At 35.8% G+C, this 17,917-nt stretch carries 17 protein-coding genes; 3 read left to right on the plus strand and 14 right to left on the minus strand.

What is annotated here, in order from left to right; genetic code table 11:
- Positions 1 to 145: 145 nt before the first annotated feature.
- From BLT46_RS07480 to ffh, 3 genes are all read right to left on the minus strand, one after another.
- Positions 146 to 1,405, minus strand: a complete 1,260-nt coding sequence (locus tag BLT46_RS07480; RefSeq protein ID WP_090408575.1) for an NAD(P)/FAD-dependent oxidoreductase — start codon at positions 1,403 to 1,405, stop codon at positions 146 to 148.
- A 314-nt stretch (positions 1,406 to 1,719) separates the two neighbouring features.
- On the minus strand, positions 1,720 to 2,607 hold the full coding sequence (locus tag BLT46_RS07485; protein ID WP_090408578.1) for a bifunctional 5,10-methylenetetrahydrofolate dehydrogenase/5,10-methenyltetrahydrofolate cyclohydrolase: 888 nt from the start codon (positions 2,605 to 2,607) through the stop codon (positions 1,720 to 1,722).
- Positions 2,608 to 2,695: 88 nt separating this feature from the next.
- Complete coding sequence (ffh, locus tag BLT46_RS07490; protein ID WP_090408581.1) at positions 2,696 to 4,033, minus strand: signal recognition particle protein; 1,338 nt, start codon at positions 4,031 to 4,033, stop codon at positions 2,696 to 2,698.
- A gap of 226 nt (positions 4,034 to 4,259) precedes the next feature.
- Here ffh and BLT46_RS07495 point away from each other — a divergent pair, with 226 nt between their 5' ends.
- Together BLT46_RS07495 and BLT46_RS07500 are read left to right on the plus strand one after the other, a co-directional pair.
- Positions 4,260 to 5,939 (plus strand): RluA family pseudouridine synthase, encoded by a 1,680-nt coding sequence (locus BLT46_RS07495; protein ID WP_090408586.1) that lies wholly within the window; start codon positions 4,260 to 4,262, stop codon positions 5,937 to 5,939.
- A 42-nt stretch (positions 5,940 to 5,981) separates the two neighbouring features.
- The gene (locus BLT46_RS07500) at positions 5,982 to 7,214 is read left to right on the plus strand and encodes a DUF445 domain-containing protein (protein ID WP_090408590.1); all 1,233 of its coding nucleotides are present in this window, start codon (positions 5,982 to 5,984) and stop codon (positions 7,212 to 7,214) included.
- A 51-nt stretch (positions 7,215 to 7,265) separates the two neighbouring features.
- Here the strand turns inward: BLT46_RS07500 and BLT46_RS07505 are convergent, their stop codons facing one another.
- The 5 genes from BLT46_RS07505 to hisS form a co-directional block, all read right to left on the minus strand.
- Positions 7,266 to 8,024, minus strand: coding sequence for a hypothetical protein (locus BLT46_RS07505; protein ID WP_090408593.1), 759 nt, complete (start codon positions 8,022 to 8,024; stop codon positions 7,266 to 7,268).
- Positions 8,025 to 8,046: 22 nt separating this feature from the next.
- Complete coding sequence (locus BLT46_RS07510) at positions 8,047 to 8,526, minus strand: hypothetical protein (protein WP_090408596.1); 480 nt, start codon at positions 8,524 to 8,526, stop codon at positions 8,047 to 8,049.
- Positions 8,527 to 8,704: 178 nt separating this feature from the next.
- On the minus strand, positions 8,705 to 9,511 hold the full coding sequence (locus BLT46_RS07515) for a DUF4261 domain-containing protein (protein ID WP_090408598.1): 807 nt from the start codon (positions 9,509 to 9,511) through the stop codon (positions 8,705 to 8,707).
- Between the two features lie 152 nt (positions 9,512 to 9,663).
- Positions 9,664 to 10,044 carry a hypothetical protein gene (locus BLT46_RS07520; RefSeq protein WP_245722962.1) on the minus strand — a complete coding sequence of 127 codons (381 nt, stop codon included), beginning with the start codon at positions 10,042 to 10,044 and terminating at the stop codon, positions 9,664 to 9,666.
- 62 nt (positions 10,045 to 10,106) lie between these two features.
- Complete coding sequence (hisS, locus tag BLT46_RS07525; protein WP_090408603.1) at positions 10,107 to 11,477, minus strand: histidine--tRNA ligase; 1,371 nt, start codon at positions 11,475 to 11,477, stop codon at positions 10,107 to 10,109.
- A gap of 218 nt (positions 11,478 to 11,695) precedes the next feature.
- On the opposite strand from hisS, the gene BLT46_RS07530 reads away from it, so the two are divergent.
- Positions 11,696 to 12,937, plus strand: coding sequence for an ABC transporter permease (locus BLT46_RS07530; protein WP_090408606.1), 1,242 nt, complete (start codon positions 11,696 to 11,698; stop codon positions 12,935 to 12,937).
- A 109-nt stretch (positions 12,938 to 13,046) separates the two neighbouring features.
- Here BLT46_RS07530 and BLT46_RS07535 read toward each other — a convergent pair whose 3' ends face one another.
- The 6 genes from BLT46_RS07535 to serC all read right to left on the minus strand — a co-directional run bounded on the left by BLT46_RS07535 (position 13,047) and on the right by serC (position 17,915).
- Positions 13,047 to 13,745: a pseudouridine synthase gene (locus BLT46_RS07535; RefSeq protein WP_090408609.1), complete on the minus strand. Its 699-nt coding sequence runs from the start codon at positions 13,743 to 13,745 to the stop codon at positions 13,047 to 13,049.
- A gap of 189 nt (positions 13,746 to 13,934) precedes the next feature.
- A complete protein-coding gene (locus BLT46_RS07540; RefSeq protein WP_090408612.1) occupies positions 13,935 to 14,396 on the minus strand; it encodes a GNAT family N-acetyltransferase in 462 nt (153 codons plus the stop codon).
- A 75-nt stretch (positions 14,397 to 14,471) separates the two neighbouring features.
- The gene (locus BLT46_RS07545) at positions 14,472 to 15,203 is read right to left on the minus strand and encodes a CPBP family glutamic-type intramembrane protease (protein WP_090408615.1); all 732 of its coding nucleotides are present in this window, start codon (positions 15,201 to 15,203) and stop codon (positions 14,472 to 14,474) included.
- A gap of 85 nt (positions 15,204 to 15,288) precedes the next feature.
- Positions 15,289 to 15,765 carry a hypothetical protein gene (locus BLT46_RS07550; RefSeq protein WP_090408619.1) on the minus strand — a complete coding sequence of 159 codons (477 nt, stop codon included), beginning with the start codon at positions 15,763 to 15,765 and terminating at the stop codon, positions 15,289 to 15,291.
- A gap of 34 nt (positions 15,766 to 15,799) precedes the next feature.
- Complete coding sequence (locus BLT46_RS07555) at positions 15,800 to 16,750, minus strand: NAD(P)-dependent oxidoreductase (protein WP_090408621.1); 951 nt, start codon at positions 16,748 to 16,750, stop codon at positions 15,800 to 15,802.
- 97 nt (positions 16,751 to 16,847) lie between these two features.
- Positions 16,848 to 17,915 carry a 3-phosphoserine/phosphohydroxythreonine transaminase gene (serC, locus tag BLT46_RS07560; protein ID WP_090408624.1) on the minus strand — a complete coding sequence of 356 codons (1,068 nt, stop codon included), beginning with the start codon at positions 17,913 to 17,915 and terminating at the stop codon, positions 16,848 to 16,850.
- Positions 17,916 to 17,917 lie beyond the last annotated feature (2 nt).

Raw genomic sequence — 17,917 nt, forward strand, 5'->3', positions numbered from 1 at the left:
TAAAGTATAATCTCGTTGACTACGCTTTTCCCTTGTGTTTTCTGTCTCTTTCATAAATAAGTCTATTTTGTGTAAACCTATTTTAGGACGGGACATTTAAACATAAAAAAGCCACAATGTTCATTGTGGCTTTTTCTATATGCGATTAAACTTGTTCTCCTTTCATCATTTTCTCCCAATACAAATAAGGCAATAAATGTTTCTTCAACATCCATAGTCTCCAGTGTTCTTTATGACTTGAGAAGACAAGCATTTGTTTTAATTTAGGATCAGGAATAAACTCATTTTTATAGTTGAACTCCGCCAACACCATTTTGCCATATCCCGTAACCAACGGACAAGAAGAATATCCTTCGTATTCCTTGTTGTCAGCTACTTTCTTTTGAATTAGCTTACAAATATTATCAACTACAACCGGTACTTGCTTACGCACTGCTGCTCCCGTCTTAGCGGTTGGCAATCCTGCTACATCTCCTAATCCAAAAATATTAGCAAACTTCTTGTGCTGTAAACTATTCAGATCTACATCTAACCAGCCTGCTTCATTAACCAAAACAGACTCTTTTACAAACTTTGGCGCAGTTTGCGGTGGCGCTAAGTGTAAAAAATCGAATGACATTTCTACCACACCATCTTCTAAGTGGCGAACAGCTGTATCATCTGACGTTACAAAACAATGATTGTCTTGTGTATTGGTCATTTTGAAGTAAACCTTCTTATTAGCTGCATCTATCTTAATCGGATTGTGAAACGGTTTAAAGTCGATACCATATCGCTTCACGACATCCAGAAGTGTATCTGCAATTTTCTTTACCCCAAATATCACGCTACCTGGCATTGGAAAATATACCTTTGTCTTTGTGTCTAATCCGTTCTTGCGGAAATAATCACACGCTAAGTACATAATCTTTTGAGGTGCTCCTCCACATTTTATAGGTGTACTTGGTTGTGTAAAAATAGCTGTTCCCCCTTTAAAAGCTTGCAACTGTTTCCACGTATATTCAGGATCAATGTAATTACTACAAACCACCCCTTTATCTACTGCCTCTTGCAGTCCTTCTATCATTGTTAAATCGTTCACCAAACCAGGGCATACCACTAAATAATCATACGTTAATACCGTATTTTTATCTGTTGCCACACTATTGTTATCCACGTCAAAAGAAACCACCATCTCTTTAATCCATTCCACACCAGTTGGAATTAAATCCTTTGTATTTCTAATTGTCTTTTGCTTGTCATACGCTCCCGCACCAACTAATGTCCACGCAGGCTGATAATAATGTAGTTCAGAAGGATCTATAATTCCAATTTCAAGAGATGAATCCTTCTTTTTCAGCTGAGCCGCAGTCATAATTCCCGCAGTACCAGCCCCTATAATTAATATTTGATAATGAGTTTTCATTTGTTTGATCTTTTTTGGTTGGTTACCAAAATATAAAAATATACCCTTTTCTTCTGTAACATTTGTTACAAACTAACCAATACTCCTTTATTTTTACTATTAACGCAAGACATACATCAAATCGTATTATTTAATGTAAATACGACAATCGCCTAAATAGTTTATTTATGTTTTTCGCAATCAAATTTACTGTAATTATAAGGGGTATCGCAATTTTTGAAGATTAAAAACACAAACAAGACCAATTATTAAACATAAAAAAAAGAGACACAATCTCTTGTGTCTCTTTTCTATAATCTAAATACGAAATGTGCTTATTCTCCTTTAAGTGCTTTACGAGAACGCGCTAATAGCGTATTTTTTAATAACATTGCAATTGTCATTGGTCCTACTCCTCCAGGAACAGGGGTAATGAATGCTGCTTTTTTACTTACCTCGTCAAAGTCAACATCACCAGCGATAACGTATCCTCTTGGCACATTAGCATCAGCGACACGAGTAATTCCAACATCCACTACTGTAACTCCCTCTTTTACCATATCTGCTTTCAAGAAATGAGGCACACCCAAAGCAGAGATAATAATATCTGCCTCTCTTGTGATAGCTTCAATATTCTTAGTACGGCTGTGCGTTAAGGTAACAGTAGCATCTCCAGGATACCCTTTTCTACTCAAAAGAATACTCATCGGACGCCCCACAATATGAGAACGACCAATTACCACTACATTCTTTCCAGCTGTTTCAACTTTATAGCGCTCTAACAACTCCATGATTCCATAAGGCGTAGCAGGCAAGAATGTTTCCATTTCCAATGCCATTCTACCAAAGTTTGTAGGGTGAAAACCATCTACATCTTTGTCAGGGTCGATTGCTAATAAAATCTTTTGTTCATCGATGTGTTTAGGCAAAGGCAACTGAACAATGTACCCGTCAATAGCAGGATCAGCGTTCAATTCTTTTACTTTAGCCAATAGTTCATCCTCTGTTGTGTCTTCTGGTAAAGCTACTAAAGTAGATTCAAAACCTACTTTCTCACAAGACTTAACCTTACTTCCTACGTAAGTTAAACTTGCTCCGTTGCTTCCAACAAGTACTGCTGCTAAATGAGGAACTTTCTCCCCGCGAGATTTCATCTGTTGAACCTCAACAGCAATCTCATTCTTGATATCTTCCGATACCTTTTTTCCGTCTAGTAGTTGCATTAAAAAATAATAAGTGTGTGTTGTTATATATGTAAACTAAAGAAGGTTTAAACTTCATTACGAACCTTAAACCTTCTTGTTTTTATTTTTATTGCATGCCTTTCATTTGGCCCATCATCCTCATCAAATTCTTACCTTTTGAACCTTGCATCATTTTCATCATTTTGCTCATTTGGTCGAATTGCTTAAGCAATTGATTTACTTGTTGGATATCCGTTCCTGATCCTTTAGCAATTCTTTGCTTGCGTTTAGCATCAAGTAAAGACGGTTTAGCGCGCTCTTTTGGAGTCATTGAGTGAATGATAGCTTCTATGTGCTTAAAAGCATCATCTTCAATTTCTACGTCTTTCAACGCTTTTCCAACACCTGGCAACATTCCTACCAAGTCTTTCATACTACCCATTTTCTTCACTTGTTGAATTTGAGATAAGAAATCGTCAAATCCGAACTCGTTTTTCGCAATTTTCTTTTGAATCTTACGAGCTTCCTCTTCATCATATTGCTCTTGCGCACGTTCTACTAACGAGATAACGTCACCCATCCCAAGGATACGATCAGCTAAACGTTCTGGATAGAACACGTCAATTGCATCCATCTTCTCACCTGTACCAATAAACTTAATTGGTTTATTAACTACAGATTTAATAGAAATGGCAGCCCCTCCACGAGTATCCCCATCTAATTTAGTAAGGATAACCCCGTCAAAGTTTAATCTATCATTAAATGCTTTTGCAGTATTTACAGCATCTTGTCCTGTCATAGAATCCACTACGAATAATGTTTCGTGTGGCGTGATTGCTTTGTGAATATTAGCAATCTCCGTCATCATCTCTTCATCAACTGCCAAACGACCAGCTGTATCGACAATAACTACGTTGAATCCATTTGCTTTTGCGTGCTTAATAGCATTCTCAGCAATTTGTACTGGATTGTTATTTCCTTCTTCTGAATAAACCTCAACACCAAGTTGTTCTCCAACTACGTGTAATTGGTTAATCGCAGCAGGACGGTAAACGTCACACGCTACTAATAAAGGAGTTTTATTCTTTTTAGTTTTTAAAAAGTTAGCCAATTTACCAGAGAAAGTAGTCTTACCAGACCCTTGTAAACCTGACATTAAAATCACAGTTGGATTACCTGACAAGTTGATACCAGCGGCCTCTCCACCCATCAATTGCGTTAGCTCGTCTTTAACGATTTTAACCATCAACTGACCTGGTTGTAGAGTTGTAAGTACTTCTTGTCCTAAGGCTTTTTCTTTTACTATATTGGTAAAATCTTTCGCAATTTTAAAGTTAACGTCGGCGTCTAATAACGCTCTACGTACTTCCTTTAAAGTGTCTGCTACATTGACTTCAGTAATTTTACCATGTCCCTTAAGGATATGAAAGGCTTTATCTAATTTATCGCTTAAATTATCAAACATATCGGTATTATTTTAATACTTTGAGTCGCCAAAGATACTATATAACTCTTTAAGTCACAAAAAGCAAAAGCAGGAAAACATACTTTTTTTAAATAATCTTTTGGCAAACCTACTTTTGACAGATTCTACGTCTTCTTTTTCAATACTTTTTAACTCACTTTTTGAAGCACAAGAAATATAACTTTCCCCTTTTTATCCCTATTTTTGCCACTTAATAAACAACAATATGCCTACTTCTAAACCTCTTTTTAGAGTTTTTCAATCTGATATAAGTGCAATCGAACTGCCTAAAAAGTTCACTTATCCCTTTTATTACGAACCTCATCAATTATCTATTCTTGCCGCTAAAGAATTACAAGAAGAGTTAGCTACAAATCCTGTAATCACACCTTTTTTTGACAAGAACAGTCCTAATTACCTATTTTCTGGTAAGATGTTTGGCGTTTTAATCGTAAAAAATAAAGCGGGGGAATTAGGTTATTTCACTGCCTTTTCTGGTAAGTTAGGTCCTCTTTCTCACTTAGAAGGATTCGTTCCTGCTGTCTTTGATATATGGGACAAAGAAGGCTTTTTTATTAAAGATGGGGCTATTCTGACTACGATTAACAATAGAATAGAAGAATTAGAGGCTGACAGTGCATACCAAGAGGCAAAGGAACTATTAGTTAAGCAATTAAAAGAAGAAGAAACTGCTATATCGGATAGAAAAGCTGAGGTGAAGCGTTTAAAAAATGAGCGTAAAGCTGCGAGAAATGAGCAAATAGCTATTTTGTCTGATGAGGAGTTTACTGCTTTTAACGACGACTTGATTAAACAAAGTCTTAGAGATAAACACGAATTAAGAGTATTGACAACTTATTGGCAAGAACAAATAGCACAGACAAAAGAGGTTATTGATTCGTTTGAAAATGTGATTAAAGACCTTAAAGAAGAAAGAAAACAAAAGTCGAATGCCTTACAAACAAAGTTGTTTGAACACTACCGCTTTTTAAACAACAGAGGAGAACAACGCGACTTATTAGATATTTTTGAAGAAACGCCAATACAACCACCGGCAGCAGCGGGAGATTGTGCTGCACCTAAATTATTGCAATACGCTTACCTAAATGGGTATAGTCCTATTGCTATGGCCGAGTTTTGGTGGGGCGAATCACCTAAATCTGAAATTAGAAAACACCAACACTACTACCCTGCTTGTCGCGGTAAATGTGAGCCTATTTTAGGACATATGCTACAAGGATTGGAGGTAGATGACAACCCTTTATTGCTTAACCCTGCCTTAAACAAACCGTTAGAAATTGTTTTTGAAGATGAGTACTTCGCGATTGTCAATAAACCAGAGGAATTCTTGTCTGTTCCTGGTATTTTTATTCACGATTCTGTACAAGAACGCATGAAGTTGAGATACCCTAAAGCAAGTGGTCCTTTGATTGTACACCGTTTAGATATGGCTACATCGGGAATCCTAATCATTGCAAAAGACAAAGATTCACACAAAGCATTGCAAAGTCAATTTATCAGAAAAAAAGTTGAGAAACGCTATGTAGCTTTACTTGATGGAGATGTTGCTGGCGATGAAGGACTAATCGACTTGCCATTGCGCGTGGACTTAGACGATCGACCTCGTCAGATGGTTTGCTATGAATATGGCAAATACGCACAAACAAGATGGGAAGTTATAGAGCGAAAAGAAGGAAAAACAAAAGTGTACTTCTATCCTATTACAGGACGTACGCATCAGTTGAGAGTACACGCTTCTCACCCAATGGGGTTAAACACGCCAATTATTGGTGATGATTTGTACGGAACTAAAGCTAATAGACTGCACTTACACGCTAATAAAATTACTTTTAAACATCCAAAAACACAGGAAACAGTATCATTTGAGGTAAAAGAAAACTTCTAACGTCTTATTTTTTAATAACTTTACTTTTTAACTCATTTATATATGCCTGATAAAAAAGCACAATTGCGCAAACACAAACAGATTGCTACTGGATTATTTATCCTAATGGCTATAGTGTATGTGGTAATGGTTTATAGTTTAAAACACGCCCCTGCAGCTTGGATGGGATATGTCAAAGCCTTTTCAGAGGCAGCAATGGTCGGTGCATTGGCAGATTGGTTTGCTGTTACGGCTTTATTTCGCCACCCGATGGGATTGAATATTCCGCACACAAATTTGATTGTTAATAGTAAAAATAAAATTGGAGACAACTTAGGAGACTTTGTTACTGACAACTTTCTAACCTCTACTAATATTCGCCCTTATGTTGAAAAGATTGACTTGGGAACACTCATTTCTACTTATATAGCAAAAGAGAAGAATCAACAGCTATTAGAAAATGAAATAGCCAATTTAGCCAAGAGAATACTAACTGATTTAGAAGATAAAACCGTTGTTTCTTTCTTAGCTGGAAAAGCGAAAGAAGGTATTGCTGCTATTAATGTACAGAGCTTTGTAGCACAAGGTGTGATGTATGCTGTAGAAAAGGGAGAACACAATAGATTAATTGATGTGATTATTCCGAAAGCACAGGTTTATGTTAAAGAGCACCGAGAAGAGATTTATGCAAAGATTGTTGAGAAACAACCTCTTTTAGGACTTATCGGTGGTAAAACAGTAACAAATCAATTGGTCAATGGGGTAAATACCTTTTTAGAAGATATTGCTCAAGATCCAAATCACAAGATTAGAAAAGAAATCACCCTTCGCTTAGAAATGCTGGCTGTAGATATTGAGGCTTCTGATAAGTGGAAAGCTAAGTTTGATGAGATTATTGGACAGTTTATTACCGATGACCGCATTGAGGATTATATCAGAGATTTCTGGACTTCTACAAAAGACAATTTATTAAAACAATTAGAGGACAACAACTCTATGTTGAGAACATACATTCAAAAAAGCTTGGCTAATATAGCGGTGGACTTAGAACAAAATGAAGAACTAAGAGCTAAAATAAATAAGTGGATTCAACATACTATTTATCGCCTTGCCCTTAAAAACACAAAAGAAGTTGGTCAACTAATCCGAAATACCGTTGATAGTTGGGACGGTCGTGAATTAAGTGACAAATTAGAACTTGAAGTCGGAAAAGACTTGCAGTTCATCAGAATTAACGGAACTATTGTTGGGGGACTCGTAGGATTGCTTATTTATATCGTTACCAGTTTTATCTAACATTTAGATACTAAAAAAGGCTACAATTCAACATTGTAGCCTTTTTTATGTTTAGTTATCAGCAACTCCTTGTTTGCTAATATCTTTTCCTTTTTTATCTGTAATAGTAATACTCACTCCGTGAAGTGCTTCTATTTCTTGTGCATCTAATAGAATGGTAATTTCCTCTGTTGTCTTTTTGTTTTTAAACTCCAATACTCTTGTTCCCATCGAACCTTGCAGATCTAAGCATCCTTCCAAAACCAAAGTTGGATGTTCGTTCATCTTAACTCCTTTCTTCCAAATCACAAGACGCATAACCTCATCATTAATATTGTCAATACGCCAAGTTTCTCCTTCTACCTCAATCACCGCATAAGGTTCTTTATACTTTTGAACGCTCTTGTGTAAACGTGTTCTATCTTGTTGTATCAATGACTTTCGCCACTTTTTTTCCATTGGCGTATCGCGATTAATTCTGTAAATAATCCCATTGTCATCCATCCACAACAAACCGTCTTTCAACATCGTTCCTCTCCATCCTACCGTACTCCAATCGTCAAGCGTTGACTTGGCAATTGCATTAATCAACTCCTTGTCGAAAATTTGGTCAAAACGAACAACAAGCTCCTTTGCTGTGTTCACCTCTGGAATAGGGTAACTTCTATTTAAGGGATAACCAATGTGATTAGCTATTTCCTCTTTGTCGTTATTTTGGAAAACAGCAATTAGCTCATTTACCTTGTCGGCAACAGCAGGAGAAAGATTATTCTCTTGTGCCCAGCTATTCATTCCAATAAAAAGAACGAATAATAATGCGATATGTTTCATAGTGTTATTTGTAATGTAGTGTCTATTTTACAAAACGAGTTCTCAAATGGTCTGACAACATTTTCTGTACTTGTCCATCAGATTCCGTAGCCTTTAGGTAGTCAAAGTGAGCTAAAATCTCTTGTCTTCTCGCCTCTGATAAAGTGATATTTGCCGTACTTAAAAAAGTATCAAAAGAAACGTGTGCTGCACAAACGTAGTCATACAAATAGTCTTTCCCTCCTCTTTCCAAAAGCTCTTGGGCTAATAAATTAAATTTGTTGAACACAACAAAATTTAACTGAGCAGTCATCCCCATTGTGATAAACAACTCTCTAACAAGATCAAGACTAACAGTATGTATTTGCTCACATACCAATTCGGCAATTTGTATTCTAAAAAGGTAGTTTGCGTCTTTAAACTTTGCACCGAATTTTTCATTCCACTCTAAAGCGAGCCACTCGCTATCCTCCTGCGTGTAGTTATCAATAAACTCTTGAAAACTCAGATTAATCATTTGCATACTTACTTTTTTTGTATTCTACCCTTTTTGCAAAACTACAATTATTATAAGAGTTAAAATCAAATAGGACACTAAATATAAAACAAAATGCAGTATTATTATTCTTGTGAAATAACAACACTGCATTGGGTGCTTCTCTTTTTTTAAAGCGTAATAACCAATAAGGTTAATCTATATTTTAGCTTACTTTAATATCAAGTACTGTTCTCTCAGGTTCTGTTACAGAAAACACTTTGTTACAAACCCACTTCTGACTTTCTTCTAATCCTTGTACCGTATTTCCGTCTTCAATAACTTCTCCTACGTGAGCTAAGTAATAAGCGTAATCCCACAGGCGATTAGCAATGCTATCTATCAAACTATCATCGTTATAAAAAATCTGTAAATCAGACAAACCTAAAGCGTGTAATCCTACTGTATCCATCAACAACCTGCCTTGTTCTGTTTCCTCTACATTATACAAACGCACATTAATAAACAAATCTAAGGCAATGTAATTAGGGTCTTTACAATCTTCTACAAACGCCTGAGTATCTAATAATTTTTGTCCGTGTACAGAAACGATTACTTGTGGATTACTCACTTTAATCATAGCAGCCAACAATTGTTGAACCAATACAATTCGAATACGAGGATCTAAACTACGGCTTAAAAAATCTGTAACTACAATTTCATATTTACACGCAGCATAAGCTTCTTCTGCTTCTTGCCAATGCCAGTTTTGTTGAAAATAAGCATCCGTTAATTCTGCCTTCTGATCGTCTTCAGTACGGAGTACCACACATTGTGCAGGACCTGTTCCATTCTTTAATTCAATTTGACAATCGGGAAATATAAACACATTAGCATCATTGTCATAACTTGCGTTTGGATATACTTTGTGCAGCTCAGTTAAAACTGCCTCCATATCAATTGTTGGCTTTTCAGTGTACAACAATTTAAACATAGCTATTTTTGGTGCGTTACCTATTTTCTTATGCTTCATAGTTCATTTTATTTTAAGCTGAAGTAACTTCAGTAGATTAATTCTTTATTCTTTATAAATGTAAGGAAAACTGCCTATAAGCCCTAAACTTATTTAACATTTTCGCCTTGTTTACTATGCAAAAGTGAAGCCAATTTAACAAGGGAGTCAACTTATTTTTGCAGTTTCTCTGTCTTATAACCCAATTCGTGTAATAAAGCGATTCCGTCTAACACTACTTGTGCTTCTTGTGGTCGCCATCCCTTGCGAATACCGTAATCCAAGGCATAACGTATAAACTTAGGTCGATTCAGATTGACGATTTCCTCTTCTTTCATTTGTTCATTGTACAACAACACTCCGTGGTTTAAAGGATTGCCAACGTAGTAATCATCCAGCGTTCGAAAATGTATGAGCAACGCAAAACGACTATATGCATCGACAAATAAGCGAATGCTAAAAACACTTTCATCTGTCTCTGAAACACGAGTAACCTTTGTAGAAAACAAATAAAAACAAGTACCTACTCTTAATGTTCTAATCGACTTTTTCATACGCATAAAAAAAGGTATGCGACAAAATCACATACCTTCTGTATTATTTTTAATTGAAGTGCTTATTTCAAACGCTCAATTAATTCTTCTAAACTAACTACAGTTTGTTCTCCAGAAGCAAGTTCTTTTAAAGTAAACTTATTGTTACTCATTTCCTCACTACCTACTAACACTGCAAAAGGAATTCCCTTTTTATCTGCAAATTGGAACTGCTTACCAACTTTAGCTTTATCTGGGTATAGTTCTGTTTTTACTCCTGCATCTCTCAATTTCATAACCGCTTGCATTGAGTAACTCATTTCTTCTTCTCCCATATTTAAGAACATCACTTTAGACGCTGCATTTACCGCTTCTGGGAAAAGGTTTAACTCCTCCATTACTAAGTAAATACGATCTAAACCGAAAGAAATACCAACACCACTCATATCTTTTAATCCAAAGATACCAGTAAGGTCATCATAACGACCACCTCCACCAATAGAACCAAGCTTTACTGTTTCAGGAGCTCCAATTTCAAAGATAGCACCTGTATAGTAATTTAATCCACGAGCTAACGTAACATCAAGATTAAGTTTAGCTGTTGCTAAACCAATTTTCTCTACTTCTTTACCTACAAAAGCAAGCTCTTCTACTCCTTTAGTTCCCTCTTCCGAAGTAGCTAATAACTGGCGTAATTTCTCTAATTTCTCTTCGAAAGTACCTGTAAAGTTGAACAATAATTTCACTTTATCAATCGCTTCAGCTTCAATTCCTTTTTCAATCATTTCAGCTTTAACTCCGTCTTCTCCGATTTTGTCTAATTTATCTAAAGCAACAGTAAAGTCGATTAATTTATCACTTGCTCCGATTACCTCAGCAATACCTGATAATATCTTTCTGTTGTTTAATTTGATAGTAACACCGTGAACTCCCAATGCAGTAAATACACGGTCGTAAAGCGTTACGAACTCAACTTCTTGCCATAGTGATTTAGAACCGATAACGTCAGCATCACATTGGTAGAATTCTCTATATCTTCCTTTTTGCGGACGGTCTGCACGCCATACTGGTTGCATTTGGTAACGCTTAAATGGAAAGTCAATCTCATTTTGGTGCATTACAACGTAACGTGCGAATGGCACTGTTAAATCATAACGCAATGCTTTTTCTGAAATTTGGTTTGTCAGTTTCAAACTGTTTTTACTTTCTAAAATAGTTTCATCTACTTTACTTAAGTAATCACCAGAGTTAAGAATTTTAAAAATTAAACGATCTCCCTCTTCACCATACTTCCCTAACAATGTGTCTAAATTCTCAAATGAAGGAGTCTCGATGGGATGGAAACCAAATTTTTCAAATCCATGTCGAATAGTTTGCATGATGTATTGTCTTCTTGCCACTTCTGTAGGAGAAAAATCTCTTGTACCCTTTGGAATTCCAGGTTTCTTTGCCATCTCTAATTAATTTTTATTCATTTAACATTATACTACAAAACTACTACTTTTTTTAAAAAAACCCTATTCTGAGCGATAGCAATAACAATTTGTTTACTGCAATTAAATAAGTGTCCCTTTTTCATTATTTTATTAATTCTGTTCAATTTAGAGAGTGAATCAAATAATTTTCGATATTTTTACTTCTAAAGCCACATCAATAGTAACGTCTAACCTTCATGATAAAACTTAGTTTAGAGAATATCCGAATTGCCCTTACCAGTATTAAGAGTCAAATCTTGCGTACTTGCATTACTATTTTCATTATTGCAATTGGAATATGGGCGTTGGTAGGAATACTATCTGTGGTGTCTGCGCTAAAGAATACCATCTTGACAGACTTTGCATCAATGGGAGCTAATACCTTTACGATTAGTCAATATGACGTAGCTGGTAAAATGGCAAAAAATAAATCGGTACAACAAGTAAACCCTCCTATTACTTATGCACAAGCACAGAGTTTTAAAGAAGATTATGCCTTTCCTTTGTCTACGGTTTCTATCTCTTTTCAAGCAGCTACAAATATTGAAGTAAAGAACGATATGATGAAAACAGATCCGGAGATTTCTGTTTTAGGGTGTGATGAAAATTACTTATCTAACAGTGGCATTAAAGTAGAGAATGGACGTAACTTTAGTTATACGGATATTGTAAACAATCACTTTGTATGTGTGGTAGGTTCAGACTTTTCTAAGAAAATGTTTAAAGACTTTAGCCCTATTAATCAAATCATTTCTATCAGAGGATATAAGTTTAAAATCATCGGAATTCTAAAAGAACAAGGAAGTACTTTTGGTCAGAATGAAGACCAGCGAGTGTTTATTCCTATTCAAATTGCCAGAACGATATTCAATGCCTCAAATATAAATTACGAATTAAAGGTTAGTTTATTGCAAGACCATTTATTGGACCAAGCAACAGACCAAGCTATTTTGGACTTCCGAAATATCCGTCGCTTATCTCCGGCTCATAAGTCTAACTTTGGGATTGAACGCAGTGATGATATGATTCGCTCTATGCTAACACAGGTTAATATGCTAAATGTTGCCGCTTGGGTGATTGGCTTAATTACAATCTTAGGGTCGTCTATTGCTTTAATGAACATTATGCTGGTATCTGTTACTGAGCGTACCCGTGAAATTGGGGTTCGTAAATCTTTAGGCGCTAAGCGAAAAACAATTGCTTTACAGTTCTTTACAGAAACGGTTATTATTGGCCAACTGGGTGGACTTATAGGTACGCTATTGGGTATTTTAACTGCGTTTGGTTTGTCTAAAGCAATGAACTTCTATTTTGTTATTCCGTGGACTGCCATCATTGCCGCTTTTGTAACAACGTTTATTGTTGCGGTGATTTCTGGTTTGTATCCTGCGGTTAAAGCAGCTAAACTTGACCCAGTAGAAGCCTTGAGGTATGAGTAATCAGTGATCAGTAATCTGTATTAGCAATCAGTGATCAGTAATCAGTGATTAGTAATATGTTTTCTAAGTATATACAAGAACAATAACCCGAAAACTGTAAACTATAAACCTACTTATAAAACTCTTCTAAATCAAATCCTAATACAGCATTATACTTAGTGTACTGTTCATCAATAGTTGCACGTAGTTTAATGCGTTCTTGTGTTATTGGATGATCAAACTCAAGTTCTAATGCGTGAAGTAGCATAGCGCCAAGGTTATGTGTATCTAACCACAACTTGTTTTGTTTATTACATCCGTGAGGCCGACTACCGATAATTGGGTGGAAGATATGCTTGAAATGCTTGCGCAATTGATGTTGCCTCCCTGTTTCAGGATGTGCTTCTACCAAAGAATAACGAGAAGTTAGGTGTTGCCCAAAAGGCATATCTACCTCAACGCGTTGCAAGGTTTTATAATACGTTTTTGCCTCTTGTGTTTGCCCACTATCATTTGTAAGCGCGTAATCAATTGTTTCTTCGTCAATAGTGTACCCACGAACAATAGCGATGTATTTCTTCTCAACTTTTCGCGTTGCGAAGTCGTCATTCAACACCTTAAGCGTTTCTTTATCTAATGCAAATAACAATACACCAGAAGTTTTTCTGTCTAATCTGTGAACAGGATAAACGTATTGTCCTATCTGATCTCGCAAGATTTGAATAGCATACTCCTGTATATCGCTCGCGATAAACGACTTGTGTACCAGTAAATCTCTTGGTTTATTAATTGCAACGACGTACTCGTCTTGGTAAAGAATTTCTAACATAAGCGCAAAGATAAAATAAGTCTGCACATTCTAAATAGCTAATTCCTAAAAATCAAAAGCTCCTTTCTTGTGGAGAAACAAATACCTTATAAATAGTTTTTAAAGTATCAATACCACCTTCTTTGCTATAAAACATAAAAAATCCCCAAGCACATAGCACTTGGGGATTCAATTACTTTATTTTGTAGGCTACTCTGCTGTAGCTTTTCTAATCATATCTACGTGTGGGATATTGTCTTCCAAATAATCCTCTGACACTGCTTCAAATCCAAATGAACCGTAAAACTTCTTTAAGTAACACTGTGCTCCGATTTGAATATCTTGCGCTCCAAACTCCTCTTCTATCTTATCAATTGCGTGTTGCATCAATACCTTGCCATAACCATCTTTGCGATAATCAGCGTGAACAGCAACTCGTCCAATAGATATTTCAGGATAACTCAAGCCCGGTGGTACAATACGCGCACAAGCGATAACTTGATTTAATTTAGTTGCATATACGTGAAGACACTGTTTGTCCTTTCCATCTAATTCTGGATAAGCACAATTCTGTTCAACTACAAAAATATCTGTACGCAAACGTATAATATCATATAGTTCCTCATTTGTCAATTCTTCAAATAATTTCGTGTGCCAATGTACGCTGTTCATATAGTGAGCTTTTAAGTTCGACACAAAGGTAAATAATTCTCAAAAAAATCAAATAAAACATTAACACTAAATAGCTTACATCTCAGGAAAATATTTCATTCCGATATAAAACACGGTAAAGGCAAAGCCATTGTTTAAGGCGTGAAACAAGTATCCGTACCAAAAACCAAAGCGTATTCGCACATACCCCATCCCTACTCCTAAAATCAACTGAGGCAAGGTAATCAATGGGAATAACAACAACAAGCGCAGTGATACTGTGTCAAAATTAAATATGTGCACAAACCCAAACAAGATACTGTAACCGTAAAATACATATATAAAATTCTGATGCCAATACTTAGCTATTCGTTCTTTAAAACGAGTAATAACATAAATTCCCCCTGCCAAAATAGCTAAGAAAACTCCGCTAATACTAATGCCTTTCGCTATGCTAATATCTCCTAATACCTCAACAATAGAAAAAGTACAATACAACAACAATAAAACAAAGCCTATACTAATATACTTAATCCGAAACCGCATAGGCAAACGAAAGATTACCTCTTCTAAAAAAGGTCCAATAACAACTGCAAAAACAAAAAAAAGAGTAAAACCAAATTGCTCTATTAGCTGTTCAAACCCATCGTGCATTGGTAAATCAAAAAACTCATCTATTACACTACTACTGGTTATAACAATCAAAAAGGTAATTAACCACAATTGAAATGTTCGAACCATTTTATACGGTTTACTCGCCACCATTCCCGATAAATCAGGTTTCCTTACAAAAGACAAATAGTCGCTTAGCAACTGATTAAAATTCATAATACAATTCTTTATGCCCAAGATAAATAAAAAAAGCGACTACTCCTGTAAGAATAGTCGCTCTATTATATCTATTTTTTATTGACTAAAAAAGACCTTTTAATGCATCAAGTGCACCACCTAATCCTTCTTTTCCTCCTGTTAAAGAGCTCAATAAATCTTTAGCATTTCCACCACCTAAGCTGCTTACTAAATCAGTTACTTGGAAACCACTTTCTCCTCCTTTAGATTTAGAAACTAAGCTCTCGATAATTTTTGGAATTACAGAACCTGCGAAGTTCTTAGCAATTCCGTCAGATAATCCTACTTTACTTGTAAGACCACTAATTAAGTTAGTAACCATTCCCATTACAATAGGGTTTGACATTAAGTTATTTGTAGAACCACCTAATAAGCTTGTCAATCCACCGATATCTCCAGCAGAAAGACTGCTTTTTAATCCATTGATGATACTATCACCTGTTTCTTTTGTAACTGCACCTGCTAAGTCAGAAGAGATTCCTGCTCCACTGATTTCGCTTGAACTAACTTGTTCAATTAATTTTGAAATTTGCTCTATCATAGTATTTATTTTTTTGTGTGCTAAAACTAACCAATTATTTTCTCAATACTTGAATTTTATCAAATATTTCATCCCAAATTAACACTTTACTCTCATCTGTTGAAGCATTAACATTAGGGGATAAAGAAAAGGCTGGTTGCATTAAAACCTGAATAGCAGGATGTGGTTCTTCTTCAAAACGGTCTATTCCAGCAAATAACAAGGCTTCTTCATTAATCTTGTCCACTAAGTCAACCTCATTGATTGCTTCTGGATAAGCACAATTGACAATTCCCAACAAATGGTGTGCATTTTCTAAAACCTCTTTATCTACTAAATAACGTTCGAAATGACGTGTGTGAATTGTTAAAAACTGCGCATCGTGAATAACCTTGTGCTTGTCTGTACTTTTTAGATCAACAGGAAAATGAATTCCGTTTGGCAATACATATTCTCCTTTCAACTCTTCAATCGAATCATCATTATACAAAACGTGCATTCCCAATGCCAAAGCTTTCTGAGCTACTAACTCCCCTGCTTTGTTCATTCCTAAAATACCCAAAGTTTTACCAGCTAATTCAATTCCATTGCCATAAGACTCTTGTAACATCTTGAAGCTTGCATCTCCTTCTAACGGCATATTTCTATTTGACTCTTGTAATAAGCGACACCCCGTTAACAAATGAGCAAACACCATTTCGGCAGTTGCATTAGCCAGTGCCTCTTCAGCCCAAATAACTTTGATACCGTTGCTTTTTAAATGGTCTATAGTTTCTAAATTAACTTGCGTTCCTGAAAAAACAACAGCCTTTAAATGCGCTAATTCATCTATCGTATTTTTGTCTAATAAAGTTCCTCTTTGAACCAATAAGACTTCTATTTCATTCTTTTTAGTATAATTAACCAGTTGTTCGTGAGCAACTCTAACTTCTTTTACTTCAAATCCTATTTCTTCTAAGGCAACCTTAACTTCTTCAGGGATGCCGTCATTTGCTAAAATTCTCATTTGTTCTATTTTATCAATTATACTTGTTTTAACTTGTTTACTTATCTCCCCCTATCTGCTTGTTACGTTGACAACGGTTTACACAAAGCTAAATGTACTAAACAAGGGAGTTCATCTGCTGTAACACAGAAACTAATACTTCTACGCTTTCTAACGGCAATGCGTTATACAAAGAAGCTCTATAGCCACCAACAGAACGGTGTCCTTTGATATTCATTATTTTCGTATCCTGACATAGCGCATCAAAAAGAGGTGCCATTTTCTCTTCTACAAAATCAAAAGTAACGTTCATCTTAGAACGAGAGTCTACTTTTGCAATTCCATTGATAAAATCACAATCGTCAATTGCCTTGTACAACAAAGCTGCTTTTTGATTATTAACTTTTTCTATGGCTGATACCCCTCCTAAATTGTGTAACCATCTAAAGTTTAATAAACTTGTATAGATTGCAAACACGTTGGCTGTGTGGTACAAACTCCCTTTATTTATATGCTCTTGATAGTTCAGCATATTGGGAATAGAACGCGATGTTTTACCTAATACCTCTTCTTTAATCAAAACAACACTCAAGCCGGCAGGACCTATATTTTTTTGTGCTCCTGCGTAAATAACATCTATTTTGTCGTAATCAAATTCACGCGAATAGATATCAGAACTCATATCACACACCATAGGGCAATCTGCTTTAGGAACAGCGTTAAACTGTGTTCCGTAAATCGTATTATTTGATGTAAAATGAAGGTAATCAAGTCCGGTTGGTACTATAATATCTTTCGGAATATAAGTAAACTTTTGATCCTCAGAAGAAGCGATTAAGTCCACTTCTCCAAACTGAGTAGCTTGTTCCAAAGCTTTAGTAGCCCAAGTGCCGGTATTGATATAACCAGCCCTGTGCGCTAATAAATTATAAGGAATCCGCATAAATTCCATACTGGCTCCCCCTTGTAAAAACAAGGCAGTATACCCTTTGTTTTCCAATCCAAGTAAAGACAAAGCCAATGCTTTTGCTTCTTCTAACACGGCGATAAACTCTTTACTTCTATGCGAAATAGATAAAATAGACATACCGCTACCGTTGAAATTCTGAACAGCTTCAGCCGCTTGTTCATACACTGTGGTTGGCAACAAACAAGGACCAGCCGAAAAGTTATGCACCTTTTTCATTT

It is taken from the genome of Myroides phaeus (genome assembly GCF_900099675.1).
Classification (GTDB): domain Bacteria; phylum Bacteroidota; class Bacteroidia; order Flavobacteriales; family Flavobacteriaceae; genus Flavobacterium; species Flavobacterium phaeum.

Coding starts and splice junctions, on each gene's coding strand:
- BLT46_RS07480 (WP_090408575.1), bottom strand. CDS start 1,405: ATGAAAACTCATTATCAAATATTAATTATAGGGGCTGGTACTGCGGGA.
- BLT46_RS07485 (WP_090408578.1), bottom strand. CDS start 2,607: ATGCAACTACTAGACGGAAAAAAGGTATCGGAAGATATCAAGAATGAG.
- ffh (WP_090408581.1), bottom strand. CDS start 4,033: ATGTTTGATAATTTAAGCGATAAATTAGATAAAGCCTTTCATATCCTT.
- BLT46_RS07495 (WP_090408586.1), top strand. CDS start 4,260: ATGCCTACTTCTAAACCTCTTTTTAGAGTTTTTCAATCTGATATAAGT.
- BLT46_RS07500 (WP_090408590.1), top strand. CDS start 5,982: ATGCCTGATAAAAAAGCACAATTGCGCAAACACAAACAGATTGCTACT.
- BLT46_RS07505 (WP_090408593.1), bottom strand. CDS start 8,024: ATGAAACATATCGCATTATTATTCGTTCTTTTTATTGGAATGAATAGC.
- BLT46_RS07510 (WP_090408596.1), bottom strand. CDS start 8,526: ATGCAAATGATTAATCTGAGTTTTCAAGAGTTTATTGATAACTACACG.
- BLT46_RS07515 (WP_090408598.1), bottom strand. CDS start 9,511: ATGAAGCATAAGAAAATAGGTAACGCACCAAAAATAGCTATGTTTAAA.
- BLT46_RS07520 (WP_245722962.1), bottom strand. CDS start 10,044: ATGAAAAAGTCGATTAGAACATTAAGAGTAGGTACTTGTTTTTATTTG.
- hisS (WP_090408603.1), bottom strand. CDS start 11,477: ATGGCAAAGAAACCTGGAATTCCAAAGGGTACAAGAGATTTTTCTCCT.
- BLT46_RS07530 (WP_090408606.1), top strand. CDS start 11,696: ATGATAAAACTTAGTTTAGAGAATATCCGAATTGCCCTTACCAGTATT.
- BLT46_RS07535 (WP_090408609.1), bottom strand. CDS start 13,745: ATGTTAGAAATTCTTTACCAAGACGAGTACGTCGTTGCAATTAATAAA.
- BLT46_RS07540 (WP_090408612.1), bottom strand. CDS start 14,396: ATGAACAGCGTACATTGGCACACGAAATTATTTGAAGAATTGACAAAT.
- BLT46_RS07545 (WP_090408615.1), bottom strand. CDS start 15,203: ATGAATTTTAATCAGTTGCTAAGCGACTATTTGTCTTTTGTAAGGAAA.
- BLT46_RS07550 (WP_090408619.1), bottom strand. CDS start 15,765: ATGATAGAGCAAATTTCAAAATTAATTGAACAAGTTAGTTCAAGCGAA.
- BLT46_RS07555 (WP_090408621.1), bottom strand. CDS start 16,750: ATGAGAATTTTAGCAAATGACGGCATCCCTGAAGAAGTTAAGGTTGCC.
- serC (WP_090408624.1), bottom strand. CDS start 17,915: ATGAAAAAGGTGCATAACTTTTCGGCTGGTCCTTGTTTGTTGCCAACC.